At 59.0% G+C, this 14,525-nt stretch carries 15 protein-coding genes; 11 read left to right on the top strand and 4 right to left on the bottom strand.

Annotated elements, in window-relative coordinates; all coding sequences use genetic code 11:
• Nucleotides 1-88: 88 nt before the first annotated feature.
• The 9 genes from ASB66_RS22310 (at nucleotide 89) to ASB66_RS22275 (ending at nucleotide 6,934) form a co-directional block, all read left to right on the top strand.
• Nucleotides 89-1,048: a hypothetical protein gene (locus ASB66_RS22310; protein WP_060719913.1), complete on the top strand. Its 960-nt coding sequence runs from the start codon at nucleotides 89-91 to the stop codon at nucleotides 1,046-1,048.
• On the top strand, nucleotides 1,038-1,304 hold the full coding sequence (locus ASB66_RS22305) for a hypothetical protein (protein ID WP_060719914.1): 267 nt from the start codon (nucleotides 1,038-1,040) through the stop codon (nucleotides 1,302-1,304). Before ASB66_RS22310 ends, ASB66_RS22305 begins: the two co-directional genes overlap by 11 nt.
• A gap of 41 nt (nucleotides 1,305-1,345) precedes the next feature.
• On the top strand, nucleotides 1,346-1,612 hold the full coding sequence (locus tag ASB66_RS26110; RefSeq protein ID WP_147274068.1) for a hypothetical protein: 267 nt from the start codon (nucleotides 1,346-1,348) through the stop codon (nucleotides 1,610-1,612).
• 229 nt (nucleotides 1,613-1,841) lie between these two features.
• Nucleotides 1,842-2,948, top strand: coding sequence for a branched-chain amino acid ABC transporter substrate-binding protein (locus ASB66_RS22300; protein WP_060719915.1), 1,107 nt, complete (start codon nucleotides 1,842-1,844; stop codon nucleotides 2,946-2,948).
• Nucleotides 2,949-3,103: 155 nt separating this feature from the next.
• Nucleotides 3,104-3,973, top strand: coding sequence for an aldose 1-epimerase family protein (locus ASB66_RS22295; RefSeq protein WP_060719916.1), 870 nt, complete (start codon nucleotides 3,104-3,106; stop codon nucleotides 3,971-3,973).
• Complete coding sequence (locus ASB66_RS22290) at nucleotides 3,970-4,632, top strand: chloramphenicol phosphotransferase CPT family protein (RefSeq protein ID WP_060719917.1); 663 nt, start codon at nucleotides 3,970-3,972, stop codon at nucleotides 4,630-4,632. Before ASB66_RS22295 ends, ASB66_RS22290 begins: the two co-directional genes overlap by 4 nt.
• A gap of 19 nt (nucleotides 4,633-4,651) precedes the next feature.
• Entirely contained in the window at nucleotides 4,652-6,346 is a 1,695-nt protein-coding gene (ade, locus tag ASB66_RS22285) for an adenine deaminase (RefSeq protein WP_060719918.1), read from the top strand.
• Nucleotides 6,347-6,400: 54 nt separating this feature from the next.
• Nucleotides 6,401-6,664, top strand: coding sequence for a type II toxin-antitoxin system Phd/YefM family antitoxin (locus ASB66_RS22280; RefSeq protein ID WP_060719919.1), 264 nt, complete (start codon nucleotides 6,401-6,403; stop codon nucleotides 6,662-6,664).
• Between the two features lie 3 nt (nucleotides 6,665-6,667).
• Nucleotides 6,668-6,934: a Txe/YoeB family addiction module toxin gene (locus ASB66_RS22275; protein ID WP_060719920.1), complete on the top strand. Its 267-nt coding sequence runs from the start codon at nucleotides 6,668-6,670 to the stop codon at nucleotides 6,932-6,934.
• Nucleotides 6,935-7,256: 322 nt separating this feature from the next.
• On the opposite strand, the gene bglA is transcribed toward ASB66_RS22275, so the two are convergent.
• Nucleotides 7,257-8,924 (bottom strand): beta-galactosidase BglA, encoded by a 1,668-nt coding sequence (bglA, locus tag ASB66_RS22270; protein WP_060719960.1) that lies wholly within the window; start codon nucleotides 8,922-8,924, stop codon nucleotides 7,257-7,259.
• Nucleotides 8,925-9,199: 275 nt separating this feature from the next.
• Here bglA and ASB66_RS22265 point away from each other — a divergent pair, with 275 nt between their 5' ends.
• Entirely contained in the window at nucleotides 9,200-10,267 is a 1,068-nt protein-coding gene (locus tag ASB66_RS22265; RefSeq protein ID WP_060719921.1) for a glycosyltransferase family 4 protein, read from the top strand.
• Between the two features lies 1 nt (nucleotide 10,268).
• Here the strand turns inward: ASB66_RS22265 and der are convergent, their stop codons facing one another.
• The 3 genes from der to ASB66_RS22250 all read right to left on the bottom strand — a co-directional run bounded on the left by der (nucleotide 10,269) and on the right by ASB66_RS22250 (nucleotide 13,221).
• Nucleotides 10,269-11,693: a ribosome biogenesis GTPase Der gene (der, locus tag ASB66_RS22260; protein ID WP_015916784.1), complete on the bottom strand. Its 1,425-nt coding sequence runs from the start codon at nucleotides 11,691-11,693 to the stop codon at nucleotides 10,269-10,271.
• Between the two features lie 155 nt (nucleotides 11,694-11,848).
• On the bottom strand, nucleotides 11,849-12,520 hold the full coding sequence (locus ASB66_RS22255) for a tetratricopeptide repeat protein (RefSeq protein ID WP_060719922.1): 672 nt from the start codon (nucleotides 12,518-12,520) through the stop codon (nucleotides 11,849-11,851).
• 122 nt (nucleotides 12,521-12,642) lie between these two features.
• A complete protein-coding gene (locus ASB66_RS22250; protein WP_060719961.1) occupies nucleotides 12,643-13,221 on the bottom strand; it encodes an NnrU family protein in 579 nt (192 codons plus the stop codon).
• Nucleotides 13,222-13,528: 307 nt separating this feature from the next.
• On the opposite strand from ASB66_RS22250, the gene ASB66_RS22245 reads away from it, so the two are divergent.
• The gene (locus ASB66_RS22245; RefSeq protein WP_060719923.1) at nucleotides 13,529-14,500 is read left to right on the top strand and encodes a polysaccharide deacetylase family protein; all 972 of its coding nucleotides are present in this window, start codon (nucleotides 13,529-13,531) and stop codon (nucleotides 14,498-14,500) included.
• Nucleotides 14,501-14,525: the final 25 nt, after the last annotated feature.

Genomic DNA, 14,525 nt, shown 5'->3' with positions numbered 1-14,525 from the left:
AATTGCGGCATGATCGATATTTTGTAGCGCTCCGCCGGGAATAGAGACATATCCTGTCGAGGCTTTCGAAAATAGGGGGGAATTGTGCATGGATATCACCACATCTGCTGCATCCGTCTCCGGCTTATCGCTGCAAGCAAAGCTTGAAACTGTCTTGCGCAAGGCAGCCGCCCTGCTGCCCGCCGATATCGGCAACCGGCTGCTGGCTCTTGTCACCCCCACGTCGCTTGCCATCATGGCGGGCGTGGTGCTGATCTGGGCTGGGTCGCATTTTGTCGGCGTCGGCGAAATCGCCGACGTGATCCTTCTGGCCGCCGGTTGGCTGATGATCGGAGCGGCAGCGATGCAAGGCGGTGAAAAGCTTTTGGATTTCGCCGTAGGCACACAGGCCGCCAAGACCACCGCAGATCTGGACAAAGCGGCAAAGGATCTGGCGGATGCCATCACCATTCTTGGCGTAGATGTCGTGCTTGGGCTGCTGCTCAAGGGCAAGCCGAAAGGAACGTTCAAGAGCGTCCAAGGCACGATGCCAAGCTATAGTCAGTTCACTCGAGCCATGCCTAAAGCCGGACCAATGCGGATCTACGAGGCAAAACTGGTGTTCTCGCGCAGCAAATTCGCCGGACAGGGCGGCACCCGGCCGGACAATGTCGCGACCATCGGCCGCGACTTCTTTCCTGGAGCGAAACCTTTTCCAGAGGTTATCCGGTCCGTTCGCCAGACGGTCTATCACGAGCGTATCCATCAGCGGCTGACGCAAGCCTTTTCCCTGCTCGGTCGTCCCGGTCTTTATATGAAGATGGGCGCTTACAAGCGCTCCTATATCCTGCGCTATATAGAGGAAGCCGCCGCCGAGGCCTACGGACTGGCCCGCACTGGCGGTGCGCGCCCAGGCGAACTTTCGGCAATTCAGTTCCCGCTGAACGGCAATTACGGCATCACCGTCGCCAAGATGGGGGAGGAAGCCAAAGGTGTTCTGCTCGGACCGATCACGGTGGGCGGTGCCACATACAACGCCTTTTACGGGGCAGCACACAATGATCACTGAGCAGCAAGCGATCGAGGCCGCCGAGCGTTTCTTGACGCACCGAAAATACACGCCTTGGGACGAGACCTCGGTCCGGGTGACATTTTCCGAAATCAAGAGCCGCCCGACATTCGTGGTCTCTGCCTACGACGCTGTCCCCCCCGGGGAAGAAGAGTGGATGCAGCCACCGTCGGTGCCTGTCGCCTATCTCGTCGATGCCATCGGCGGCATCGTATATGGCATTGAAACCGAGCGTGGACGCACGGTGTTCGGTTGATCTCCGGCGCGAGCGCCGACCATACTATGGCTTGATCGAAGATGCTCGGGGAAGACGACGCCCGAGAGGCGGTGCGCCAATTCCTGGCGCAAAGGCATCACAGGCCTTTGCGGGAAAGCCTGACGACGGCAGAGCGAGGAATGATCGAGGACCGCGACACCTGGGTGATCAGTGGCGTGTCCGAAGATTGCCCTGAAGACAAGGACTGGATGTATTTTCTCGTTCAGCCGACATTTTATTTCGTCGATGCCGCCACAGGGACCGTGTTTGGCTCGGAGACCGAGCATGGACGGACAATCTTCAAGTGAAGGATTTCAGACTGCCGTGATAGCGCCTCATCCAACGGCGGCGGAGAGATGAAATTTTGCATTATCCGGCCCCGGTCAAAGAGACATATTGATCTGTTGCCGCATATCGGCGGCCTTTCGGTTGTCAGGGTTTTCCGCTACATCCACAGTCAATGCGGGGAACGAAACAGAACAACCCGAAAGGCGTGCAAACCGGCATAGATCGGAGCGCCGACCCAAGGAGACACCAATGAAACTTCATCTTTTGGTGAGCGCTGCCTTTGCCGCGCTTCTCGCCGCTGCCCCGGCAGTCCATGCCGATATTACCATTGGTTTGATGGCGCCGCTGACCGGACCGTTGGCGGCTATTGGCGCGCAGATCAAGAACGGCACGGAGACGGCGATTGCCGATATCAATGCCAAGGGAGGCATCAAGGGCGAAAAGCTGGTGCTGAAGACTGCCGACGATGCGGGCGAGCCGAAGCAAGGCGTGTCCGCCGCCAACCAGTTGGTCGGTGAAGGCGTGCGTTTCGTGGTTGGCCCGGTGACATCAGGCGTCGCCGTTCCGGCCTCCGACGTGCTGGCGGAAAACGGCGCGGTGATGGTCACCCCGACCGCCACGGCCCCAAGCCTTACCAAGCGCGGCTTGCCAACCGTGCTGCGCACCTGCGGTCGTGATGATCAGCAGGCCGATGTGGCGGCCAAATATGTGCTGGCCCATTTCAAGGACAAGAAGATCGCTATCCTCAATGACAAGGGCCAGTATGGCAAGGGTCTGGCGGATGCCTTCAAGGCCGCGCTCAATGCCGATGGCGTCAAGGAAGTGTTCAACGATTCGCTGACGGCAGGCGAAAAGGATTTTAGCGCGCTCGTCACCCGGTTGAAGTCGGCCAATGTCGACGTGCTGTATTTTGGTGGCTATCATCCGGAAGCCGGCTTGCTGGTGCGCCAGATGCAGGATGCCGGGCTGAAAGCCGTGGTGGTGGCGGGCGATGGCCTCTCCAATAGCGAATATACCACTGTCGGCGGTGACGCCGCCAATGGCACGCTGTTCACCAATGCCGCCGACGCGCTGAAAAACCCGGATTCCAAGGTTGCAGCCGATTCGCTGACCGCCAAGGGCATTCCGGCGGAAGCCTTCACGCTCAACGCCTACGCCGCCGTGCAGGTCATTGCCGCTGGCATTGAAAAGGTCGGCAGCGCCGAGGATGCGGGAGCGGTCGCTGCTGCGATCAAATCCGGTGATGCAATCCCGACCGCCATCGGCAAGCTGACCTATGGCGAAACCGGCGACCTCACCTCACAAAGCTTCTCCATGTACAAATGGGAAGGCGGGAAGACCGCCGCGGCTGAGTAATTCGGCTGTAGCATTAGACGCGGGTGTTATCATCCGCGTCTTTTGCCGTTTATGTGCCACGAAGAGCGGGTAAATTTCTCTCCATATTTTCGTTACATAGAGCATCCTATAGAAAACCGGAATCAGCACCACGCCCACTGAAGAGAGAGACGCCCATGCCCACACTGACCGAGATCGGCAATGACCAGCTTACCGTGCAGATCTCCTCGCTTGGCGCGGAGATGCAGTCCCTTCGCACGCAAGACGGCAAGGCCCTGCTGTGGCATGGCGATGCGGCCTATTGGGGTGGGCGTTCGCCCATTCTGTTTCCGATTGTCGGCAAGGCCAAGGACGATACGCTGCTGATCGACGGCAAGCCCTATTCCATGGCCCAGCATGGTATTGCCCGACGCCGCGAGTTTACGCTGCTGGAGGCTGGAGCCGATGTCTGTCGCCATGAACTGACCGCCAATGATGAGACCAAAGCGGTCTATCCCTTCGATTTTTCGCTGGTGCTGGAATATAGGCTAGACGGTGCGGCGCTAACGGTGTCCGCCACGGTTACCAATCGCGGTGACACGCCCATGCCCTATGGACTCGGCTTCCATCCGGCATTTCTCTGGCCCTTGCCAGGAGCAGAGGGCAAGCCACACACGATCACGCTAGACAATGGCGCCGAGCCAGCCCTGTTGCGGCTTGGCGGCGGTCTGCTGGCCGAAGAAGCCCGCCCCTCGCCCTTCCATGCCGGGCGGCTGGTGCTGGACAAGAGCCAGTTCGAGGAAGATGCGATGATCTTTCCCGAGGGGACTGGGACCGCCCTCACCTATAGCGCCGAGAATGCGGCCAGCCTGCATTTCCGCTTTGAAAACCTGCCCAATCTGGCGCTCTGGCAAAAACCCGGCGCGCCCTTCATCTGCATTGAGCCCTGGCACGGCATGGCCGCCCGCCATGGCAAAAGCAGCGAACTGGTGGAACGGCCCTATACCGCCACACTCGCCCCCGGCGACAGCACCCGCCACGGCTTTACCGTGACCGTCGAGGCGTGACTCTGGACGCAGAGCGGGAGATCGGGTCTGCGGGACAGATCTTGATCCTGAACGGGGCGCCGCGCTCCGGTAAGTCCAGCATTGCAAAGGTGGTGCTGGACAGCTTTCCGGGCCTCTGGGTCAATCTTGGCGTTGATGCACAGATGGCCACGATTAGCGAACAACACAGGCCCGGTATCGGCTTGCGGCCCGGCGGCGAGCACCCCGAAAAAGAAGCAGTCGTGCAGCGTCTATATGCCGCCCTGCATGAAACGGTTGCCGCCCATAGCCGCCTGGGAATCAATGTGGTTGTCGATGCGGGCTATCACGAGGCCTATTCACGGCCACTGCATATCCTGGATGATTGCGCCAGACGGCTGGCTGGCCTGCCGGTGCTGTTCATCGGTGTCCGCTGCGCGTTGACGACAATCATGGTCCGCCGGACCGCCTCCCCCTCCAATGGCACCGTAAACTATTTGCAAGGCTCAACGGACGATCCGGTGCCAGCGCCCGTACTACGCTGGCAAATGGCTGTGCATGAACATGGTCGCTATGATCTGGTCGTCGATACAACCGACAAGACGCCGGAAGAGTGTGCTAGAGAGATTCTGACATTGCTGGGCAAGGATCGCCCACGCCCAAGCTTTTTCGAGCGGCGTTTGTCGCTCATCCAGACCTGAGACCGAAGGAGCCACATCCATGAGCCCATTGGAACGCCGCATCGACCAGGGCGTCGGCCGCGAAACCGCAGATATCGTGCTGAAAGGCGGCCGGTTTTTTGATCTCGTCACCGGTGATCTGGTGGAAAGCGATATCGCCATCTGCGGCGATACCATTGTCGGCACCTGCGGAACCTACCAGGGCCGCGAGGAAATCGACATATCCGGCAAGATCGTCGTGCCGGGCTTTATCGATACCCATCTGCATATTGAAAGCTCGCTGGTCACGCCGCATGAATTCGACCGCTGCGTGCTGCCTTACGGGGTGACGACTGTCATCTGCGATCCCCATGAGATCGCCAATGTGCTGGGGACTGAGGGCATCGAGTTCTTCCTGGAATCGGCGCTGGAAACCATAATGGATATCCGCGTGCAGCTGTCCTCCTGCGTGCCTGCGACCCATCTTGAAACCTCGGGTGCCGACCTGCCCATCGAGCGGCTCTTGCCCTTCCGCGAACACCCGAAGGTGATCGGCCTTGCCGAATTCATGAATTTCCCCGGGGTCATCCACAAGGACCCGATCTGCATGGCCAAACTGGAAGCCTTTCAGGGCGGCCATATCGATGGCCATGCGCCGTTGCTGCGTGGCAATGACCTGAATGGCTATCTCTCCGCTGGTATTCGCACCGAACATGAATGCACCACGGCGGAAGAAGCACTGGAGAAGATCCGCAAGGGCATGCATATTCTGGTGCGCGAAGGCTCGGTTTCCAAGGATTTGCACGCCCTGATGCCAATCATAACCGAGCGGCTGTCGCCCTTTCTGGCGCTCTGCACCGATGACCGCAACCCGCTTGATATCGCCGAGCAAGGCCATCTGGATTATATGATCCGCACCGCCATTGCCCATGGGGTTGAGCCGCTGGCCATCTACCGCGCCGCCTCCATCTCAGCGGCCCGCGCCTTTGGCCTGCGGGATCGCGGCCTGGTCGCCCCCGGCTGGCGGGCCGATCTGGTGGTGGTGGACAGTCTGGAAAACTGCAAGGCTGAAACGGTGTTTGCGGCTGGTCGCCGTGTCACCGACGCTTTGTTTGCCACCCGCAAGCCGGTAGCCCCGGTTGGCCTCGACAGCGTCAAGGCCCGGATCGTCAAGTCAGCCGATTTTGCCGTGCCGGTCAGTGATGGCGAAGTGCCTGTCATGGGCGTATTGCCGGGCAAGATCATCACCGAATATCGCCGCTACCGCCTGCCCGCCTCCGGCAACCAGACCAGTGTCGATCTCGACCGCGACATCATCAAGGTCGCCGTCATCGAGCGTCATGGCAAGAACGGCAACCACGCCAATGGCTTTGTGCAGGGGTTCGGCCTGAAAAAGGGCGCCATCGCCTCCACGGTCGGCCATGACAGCCACAATATCTGCGTGGTCGGCGTCTCCGAAGACGACATGACCATGGCCGCCAACCGCCTCTCCGACATCAAGGGCGGCTTCGTGGTGGTGGAAGACGGCAAGGTGACCGGCGAAATCCCCCTGCCCGTCGCGGGCCTGATGAGCCTTGAGCCATTTGAGAGCGTGCGCGACACCCTGCATGAGCTGCGCCAGGCGGCTTACGCGCTTGGCACCACTTTGCAGGAACCGTTTTTGCAGGTCGCCTTCCTGCCGCTGCCGGTCATCCCGCACTTGAAGATTTCCGACAAGGGCATGGTGGATGTCGATAAGTTTATGCTGATTGGGTGAGTGATTGCACCGAACTTCGACTTGTACTATATTCAGTACAAGTGGGAGATCCTGATGGACACGGTGTTTTTTTCCAAAGCGCGGGCCGAACTGGCCGGGCTGCTCGACAAGGTAAACGAGGATGCCTCGGCGGTAGAGATCGTGCGCCGGGACAAGCCCTCTGCCGTGCTGATGAGCAAGGAAGAATATGAGAGCATGGTGGAAACTCTGCATCTCCTCTCCTCGCCCGCCAATGCCAGCCGTCTGCTGAAGGCGAAACAGGCGATAGAAGCAGGCCGCTTTGCCCCGCGCCATCTCCCTGATCTGGATGATGCCTGATCCATGCTGGTCGCCTTTACAGATGAAGGCTGGGAAGATTACTGCTTCTGGCAGGAAACCGATCCCAAAACAGCGCAGCGGATCAATGCCCTGCTAAAGGACACCAAACGCCACCCCTTTTCAGGCATCGGCAAGCCAGAGCCACTGAAAGGCCAGTTCAAAGGCTTCTGGTCACGCCGCATCAGCCAGGAACATCGGCTAGTTTATGCGGTGAAAGGTCAGGATGGCGATCAAGTGCTGATCGTGGCGCAATGCCGCTATCATTATTAAAGAGCTACAGCGAACCTTTGTTCGCCATATATGGCGAACAAAGGTTCGCTGTAGCTCTTTATATCTGCTGCATAATTTTCTCTTTAAACCGATTACGGTTTAAAGAATTATGCAATAACGACCTCACAGTCTGTTCAAGAATTGCTGCTGGCCTGGCGAAAATGGTGATTTCGAGAACCGGAACGGAGCGTACTTAATGTACGTGAGTACAAGCATTTCAGAAAAAGTGCGAAGCGGTTTTTCGTTCGAAAATGCGAATGCATCAGGCAAGCGCAGAAATTGCCATTTGCAGACGGGCCAGCGGCGATTATCGAGCGGACTGTCACACCCGCGCGCAAAAACCGTCTAATGCATCCAGCGTAATCACGCCCTTTTCGAACGTACTGCGGGCATCCGGCAATGCGATGATCTCCTTCACCGTCATGTGTTCCGGCAGGCGAACCTCTTGCGGTCCGCGCCGCATGTTGAAGACGAACAGCAATCTTTCGCTGTTCTCACCGCGCAGGAAGGCCAGCACATCCTCGTTGATATCTAGGAAGGACATGGACCCATCGCGCAGGGCAGGATGGGCTTTGCGCAAGCCAAGCATGCTGCGGTAATGGTTGAGAACCGAGCTTTTGTCCTTGTCCTGGGCATCCACCGACAGAGCCTGCTGCTCCGGCTGAACCGGCAGCCATGGCTTGCCACTGGTAAAACCGGCCTGCGCCGTGGCTTTTTCCCAGACCATCGGCGTGCGGCATCCGTCGCGGCCCTTGAACGACGGCCAGAAACGAATGCCATAGGGATCGCGCAGGTCCTCAAAGGCAAGATCCGCCTCCGGCAAGCCGAGTTCCTCGCCCTGATAAAGGCAGATCGACCCCCGCAGGCTGGCGAGAATACTAAGGGCGAGCTTGGCCACCTGCGGCATCTCTTCCGGCCCGTGCGCAAAGCGCGACACATGGCGCATCACATCATGGTTGGAAAAGGCCCAGCACACCCAGCCGTCTTTGACCATGGACTGGAAGGAGGTGACGCAGTCTCGAATATGCGACGGCGTGAAATGTGGCCCCAACAGATCGAATGTGTAGCACATATGCAGCTTGTCGCCGCCGCTGGTATAGGCGGCCACGGTTTTCAACGACCGTGCGCCATCGCCAACCTCGCCGACCGTGGCGCGGTCTTGATATTCATCCAGCAGCGCCCGCAGTTTTTGCAGGAAGCCGATATTTTCCGGCTGGGTCTTGTCGTGCAGATGCTCCTGCATGCCGTAGGGATTGACATCCGGCGCATCGAGCCCGGCATCGCCGCTGTCTGGCGCATGTGGCGGGTTGTTGCGCAATTCCTTGTCATGAAAATAATAGTTCACGGTATCCAGCCGGAAACCATCCACGCCGCGCTCCAGCCAGAAACGCGTGGCGTCCAGCACCGCCTGCTGCACATGCGGATTGTGGAAATTCAGATCCGGCTGCGAGCCCAGGAAATTATGCATGTAATATTGCTTGCGCACCCCATCCCATTCCCAGGCCGGGCCGCCAAACACCGATAGCCAATTGCTCGGTGCGGTGCCATCCGGCTTGGCATTGGCCCAGACATACCAGTCAGCCTTGGGATTGTTGCGGCTGGCGCGGCTCTCAATGAACCAGGGATGCTGGTCGGATGTATGGGAAATCACCTGGTCGATAATCACTTTCAGGCCGAGATCATGCGCCTTGGTCATCATATCATCGAAATCGGTAAGCGTGCCGAACATCGGATCGACATCGCAATAGTCAGAGACGTCATAGCCCATGTCTGCCATGGGCGAAGTGAAGAACGGCGACAGCCAGATGGCATCGACTCCAAGTGAAGCGATATAGGGCAAGCGCTGGGTTATGCCCTTGATATCACCGATGCCATCGCCTGTCGTATCCTGAAACGAGCGTGGGTAGACCTGATAGATAACCGCGCCGCGCCACCAATCGCTCACTGCTGTCACCGCGGTCTTGCTGGCACGATCGGTCTTGGTCGGCATATGGCCCATCCTCTGCTCAAAAAATCTGTATCTCCAAGACTATAGGGTTTGGCGCCACGATGACCAGTGGCGATGGTCAAGTCCGGCGATCAATCCACCTTCATTCCTTTGTTACAATGCTGGCCCATAAGCCAAAGGACAGTGGCGGGGGCTTCTGCGTGATTCCCCGGCGAAATGGCACCCGATAGCAGGCTCTCGTTTCGCCGGGGGAGCATTTCAAGCGGGACTATCCCACCTGTCCGTGAAGCACCGCATCGGATCGAGGAGCACGCGCGATGAGATTGACGATCGTGACCGATGCCTGGCATCCGCAGGTGAATGGCGTAGTGCGCTCCATTGAAAACACCAATGCCGAACTGACCAGGATGGGCGTCACCGTCACCATGGTGACGCCTGCGGACTATCGCAGCCTGCCAATGCCCACCTATCCCGAGATCCGCCTGTCGCTGGCCAGCCCGTGGCGGATTGCAGCCGCGATCAAGCAAAGCCGCCCGGACCTGATCCATATCGCCACCGAAGGGCCGTTGGGTCTCTTGGCGCGGCGCTGGTGCCTGAGCCAGGGCCTCGCCTTCTCCACCAGCTATCACACCCGATTTCCAGAATATGTCGCGGCCCGGCTGCCATTGCCGCTTTCGCTGCTCTATGCCTATGTGCGCTGGTTTCACCGCGCCGGTGGTGCGTGCATGGTGGCGACCGAAAGTCTGAAACGAGAGCTGGAAGATCGCAAGATCGGCAATCTGCGGCTCTGGAGCCGGGGCATCGACACCGAACTGTTCCACCCGCAGCCGCTTGAGGCAAACCCTTTCGACCTGCCCCGCCCGATCTTCATGACAGTTGGCCGGGTCGCCGTGGAGAAAAACCTGCCGGCCTTTCTCGATCTCGACCTGCCGGGCTCGAAAGTGGTGGTGGGCGATGGCCCTGCCCGCGCCGAACTGGCGGAACGCTATCCAGACGTGCTGTTTACCGGCGTCAAATTCGGTGCCGAGCTGGCAAGCGCCTATGCGCAGGCCGATGTTTTCGTTTTCCCCTCGAAAACCGACACGTTTGGCAATACGATCCTGGAAGCGCTGGCCTGCGGCGTACCCGTCGCGGGCTTTCCGGTCACCGGACCGATCGACATCATCTCCGATCCCAAGGCTGGTGCGCTCAACGACGACCTGAAAACCGCCTGCCTTGAAGCACTCGCCTGTTCCCGCAGCCATGCCAGAGCCTTGGCCGAAACCTATTCCTGGGCCTCCGCCACCCGCCAGTTTCTCGACAATGTCATCGAGGCCAAAACGCAGGGGCGCTGGCGGATGCTGATGCGGCGGAAAAAGCCGATCAACCAGGCGTTGGAAAGTTGAATCAGCGCCGTTTCCGCTTATTCTCGAACGGGTTTTCCGACGCCTTCAGATGGATGCGGATCGGCACGCCGGGCATGTTGAAATCAGCGCGCAAGCCGTTGGTGAGATAGCGGATATAGCTTTCCGGCACGGAATCGGGTCTGGTGCAGGAAATCATGAAGGCGGGCGGGCGGGCCTTGACCTGGGTCATGTATTTCAGCTTCAACCGGCGACCGGAAACCGCCGGTGGCGGATGCTGGGTCTGCACACTGTCCAGCCAACGATTGAGCTTGGCAGTCGAGATCCGCTTGTTCCACACCATGTCGGTGTCGATGATCGACTGCATCAGCTTTTCAAGACCGTAGCCAGTCTGGCCCGCCATTGGCACGGCGCGAATGCCACGTGCCTGCGGCAGCAACCGTTCGGTCTTTTCACGCAGCTCGGCAAGCACCGCCTGCGGATCTTCCACCAGATCCCATTTGTTGAAGGCGAGAACCGCAGCACGGCCTTCGCGCAGCACCAGATCGACGATCTGGATATCCTGCTTTTCAAACGGAATGGTGGCATCAAAGACGATGACAACGGTTTCGGCAAAGCGGATGGCGCGCAACGTATCGGCCACCGACAGCTTTTCCAGCTTCTCGATCACCCGCGCCTTGCGGCGCATGCCCGCCGTGTCGAACATCTTGATGGTGCGGCCACGCCAATCCCATTCGACCGAAATCGAATCGCGGGTAATTCCGGCTTCCGGGCCGGTCAGCAACCGGTCCTCACCGAGGAAGCGATTGATCAGCGTTGATTTTCCGGCATTCGGACGTCCGACAATGGCGACGCGCAGCGGCTTGGTATCGTCATAGGCCAGATCTTCCTCATCATCCTCACCCTCGACAGTGGGCCTGAGGACGATATCGGTCTCGGCCACGTCATCATCGTCTTCGGGAAAGGCACGATCCACGCCGATAGCCTCGACAATGGCGTCGCGCAGGTCGATCATCCCCTGGCCGTGTTCAGCGGAAATCGGCACCGGTTCGCCAAGGCCAAGCGTGAAGGCGTCGTAGAAGCCGCCATCCGAACCACGGGCTTCGGATTTGTTGGCCACCAGCACCACCGGCTTGCCGCGCTTGCGCAGCATGTCGGCCAGCGCCTTGTCCACATGGGTCAGGCCCATTTTCGCATCGACCACGAACAGCGACAGGTCGGCCTCGTCGATGGCGATTTCGGTCTGGGCGCGCATCCGGCCTTCCAGCGTGTCAGCGCCAGCCTCTTCCAGACCGGCAGTGTCAACGATGTGGAAGCGCAGGTCCACCAGCTTGGCCTCACCGGGCCGCCGGTCGCGGGTCACGCCCGGCGTGTCATCGACAAGCGCCAGCTTTTTGCCAACCAGGCGGTTGAACAAGGTGGATTTGCCGACATTGGGACGTCCGACGATGGCGACGGTAAAGCTCATGATAATTTGGTATCCGGTTATATCCAGCCCGTCTTCAAGCGGACTTTAAAACAGTAGCGCATCGGAGCAAAACCTGTGAAGCGGTTTTCGATCCGATGCGTGAGAGCATGTCGGGCAGCAGCGCAACAGCGTTGCTTAGCAGCCCGTTGAAAGTGTCAGGACGCCTTTCCGGCAGCAGCGATATTGTCCAGCATGATCTGGGCGCGATTGGCCACGTTGCGCGGTGCTTCGCTGTCCTCGGTGATCTGCTGGAACCATTCGCGGGCGCGTTCCATCTGGCCAGCCTTATAGGCGGCAAGACCGAGCGCCTCACGGGCGGAATGGCGCAGGCCCTGGCCAGGAACCGCCAGCGCTTCAACCTCGGCGGACACCTGTTCATAGGTGCCGTTGTCGATCAGCAACCAGGCGGCGCGGATATGGGCGACATCGCGGATAACCTGCGGAACGCTGTTATCCTTGCCGATGGCGGTAAAGGCATCGATCGCCGCTTTGGCATCGCCCTTTTCAGCCATGAGGGAGGCAGCTCGAAGCTTCGCCAGCACCGGATAGGCGCCGAACCCGTCTTTTTCTAGTGCTTGCAGATCGCTCAGCGCCTGATCATTCTTGCCATCTGTCGCCAGCTTGGTCGCCGCCAGAAAGCGGTCACCGGACTTGGAGGCACGGTCGTCTGTGTAATAATCATAAAGCCGGTATCCGGCAGTGCCCACCACGATCAGCACGGCAATGCCAATGAACACTGGCCCCAGACGCCGCCAGAAACGGCGCATCTGTTCGGAGCGAAGCTCGTCATTGACTTCGCGGATAAAGCTGTCGTTATGATTTGCCATTACATTGTCCGGATATCTGGGCCTGTCGAATACATAACAAGATGCAGGGCCTTCTACCCGATTTTTGCGCCGATGTAAGGGGGAGAAGGGCAAAACACCCATCTCCCCATCAAAAAGCGCGATTACATTGGCAATGGTGAGACGCCGATCAGCACTTCATGCAGCTTGAGAAGGATAGCGACGTAAGCGACCAGGCCGATGACCACGGCATAGATATCGTATTTGGCCGACACGAACGGTGCGCGTACCAGCAGGCCTGCCCGCTCCCGGCGCTTCAAGGAAATCCGCAGGACGACGCCCCAGGCCAGCAACCAGCCAAACAGCAGGATCGAGCGCAGGTCGCCATTCGACAGCAAATGCGCCAGGGCCCAGATTTTCACCGAGAGAACCATGGGATGCTTGGTTTTTGCAGCGATATGGCCAGCCGGGAGAAGGCTGGCCACCAGACAGATCATCGCAATAACCATCAGGGTCAATGTCAGATGGGTCATGCCAGCCGGCGGAAACCAGACATTGACGATTGGCGCGATACTGTAGCCATAGGCAATAATGGCAATGCCCAGCAGGGACAGGACTGAAAACAGCGACTTCCAGCCGTTCAGGCTGAGGCGGACCACCATGGAATCGCGAAAACCCGGCGCAATCGTCCGGGTGAGATGCACCAATGTGAAAAACAACAGACCAAGAATAAGGACAGACATAAAAATCCCCCGCGAATGAAAGACCATAGAGATAGCCGGTCGGCCTGCTCTTGACCAGCCTGCATAATTTGGGGGGAACGACCGTAAACGCCAGACGATTGGGCGAACGATCCAGCCATGACCATCAAAGCTTCGCCGCATTTGCCCGGCAAGCAGCGCAATCGTTCTAGGTTTTTTCGCGTCGTATCGTCCGAAATCCTGTTTCCACTTTTCGGTCCGATACTCTGTTCACAACAAGGTTGTTCGCTTGGCACCGTTTCGCCCGCTTTTCTCCTCATCGCTTCGAACCATCCTAGCCGCGCTCTGCATGCCGGGCATCGCCATTGCCCAGAACGCGGCTGACGCGCCGCAAAAGCCGAAGCAATTGCTGCTGATTTCCTTCGATGGTGCTGCCGATAACAGGCTTTGGGAGCGCAGCGGCGATATCGCCAGCCGAGCCAATGCGCATTTCACCTATTTTCTTTCGTGCACGACGCTGATTGCCAGAGGGCCTGCCTCGAAAGCCTATCAGGCGCCAGGCCAGAAGCCCGGCAAGTCCAATGTCGGCTTTGCCCCCGACGAATCCGATGCTGCGGCAAGGCTTCAGCACATCTGGACCGCGCATCTCGCCGGACATGATATTTCCAGCCATGCCTGCGGCCATTTCGACGGCAAGGACTGGAGCAAGGCGGACTGGCTGAGCGAATTTTCGACTGCAAAGACCGTGATGGCCGGGGCTTGGAAACAGAATGGCGTGGCTGACAAGGAGCCGGAGGGCTGGCAGGATTTCGTCAAGACCGGCATCAAGGGGTTTCGCGCGCCGTATCTGTCGACCAGCAAGGGCATGGTGGAGGCCGAAAAACAGGCTGGTTTTCTCTATGACGCCAGCCTCGTCACCAAAGGCCCACAAGCGCCCGAACAGGACGGCACTCTCACCCGCTTTGGCCTGCCGCTGATCCCGGAAGGACCGGACAACCGCCCGATCATCGGCATGGATTACAACATGTTCGTGCGCCATTCGGCGGGCTTCGACAACCCGTCGAAAAGCGCCGAATACGAGGAACGCACCTATCAGGCGTTCAAAACCGCCTTCGAGGCCCAGTATAATGGCGACCGTAAACCTGTGCAGTTCGGCTTCCACTTCGTGCTGATGAATGGCGGCGCCTATTGGCGGGCAATGGAGCGGCTGGTGACGGACGTCTGCCACAGAGACGATGTCGCCTGCGTAAGCTATTCGCAAGCCGTGGCGATATTGGAAAAACAGAACGGCCGGAAAAATCCGGCCGGGTCGTCGTTTTAGGGAATTGGAAGGCAGCCTTCTTAAA

The sequence above is a fragment of the Gillisella vitis genome (assembly GCF_001541345.2).
In the GTDB taxonomy this organism is placed as follows: Bacteria; Pseudomonadota; Alphaproteobacteria; order Rhizobiales; family Rhizobiaceae; genus Allorhizobium; species Allorhizobium vitis.
The sequence above is the reverse complement of the archived record's forward strand: the minus strand, read 5'-3'. Positions and strand labels throughout refer to the sequence as shown.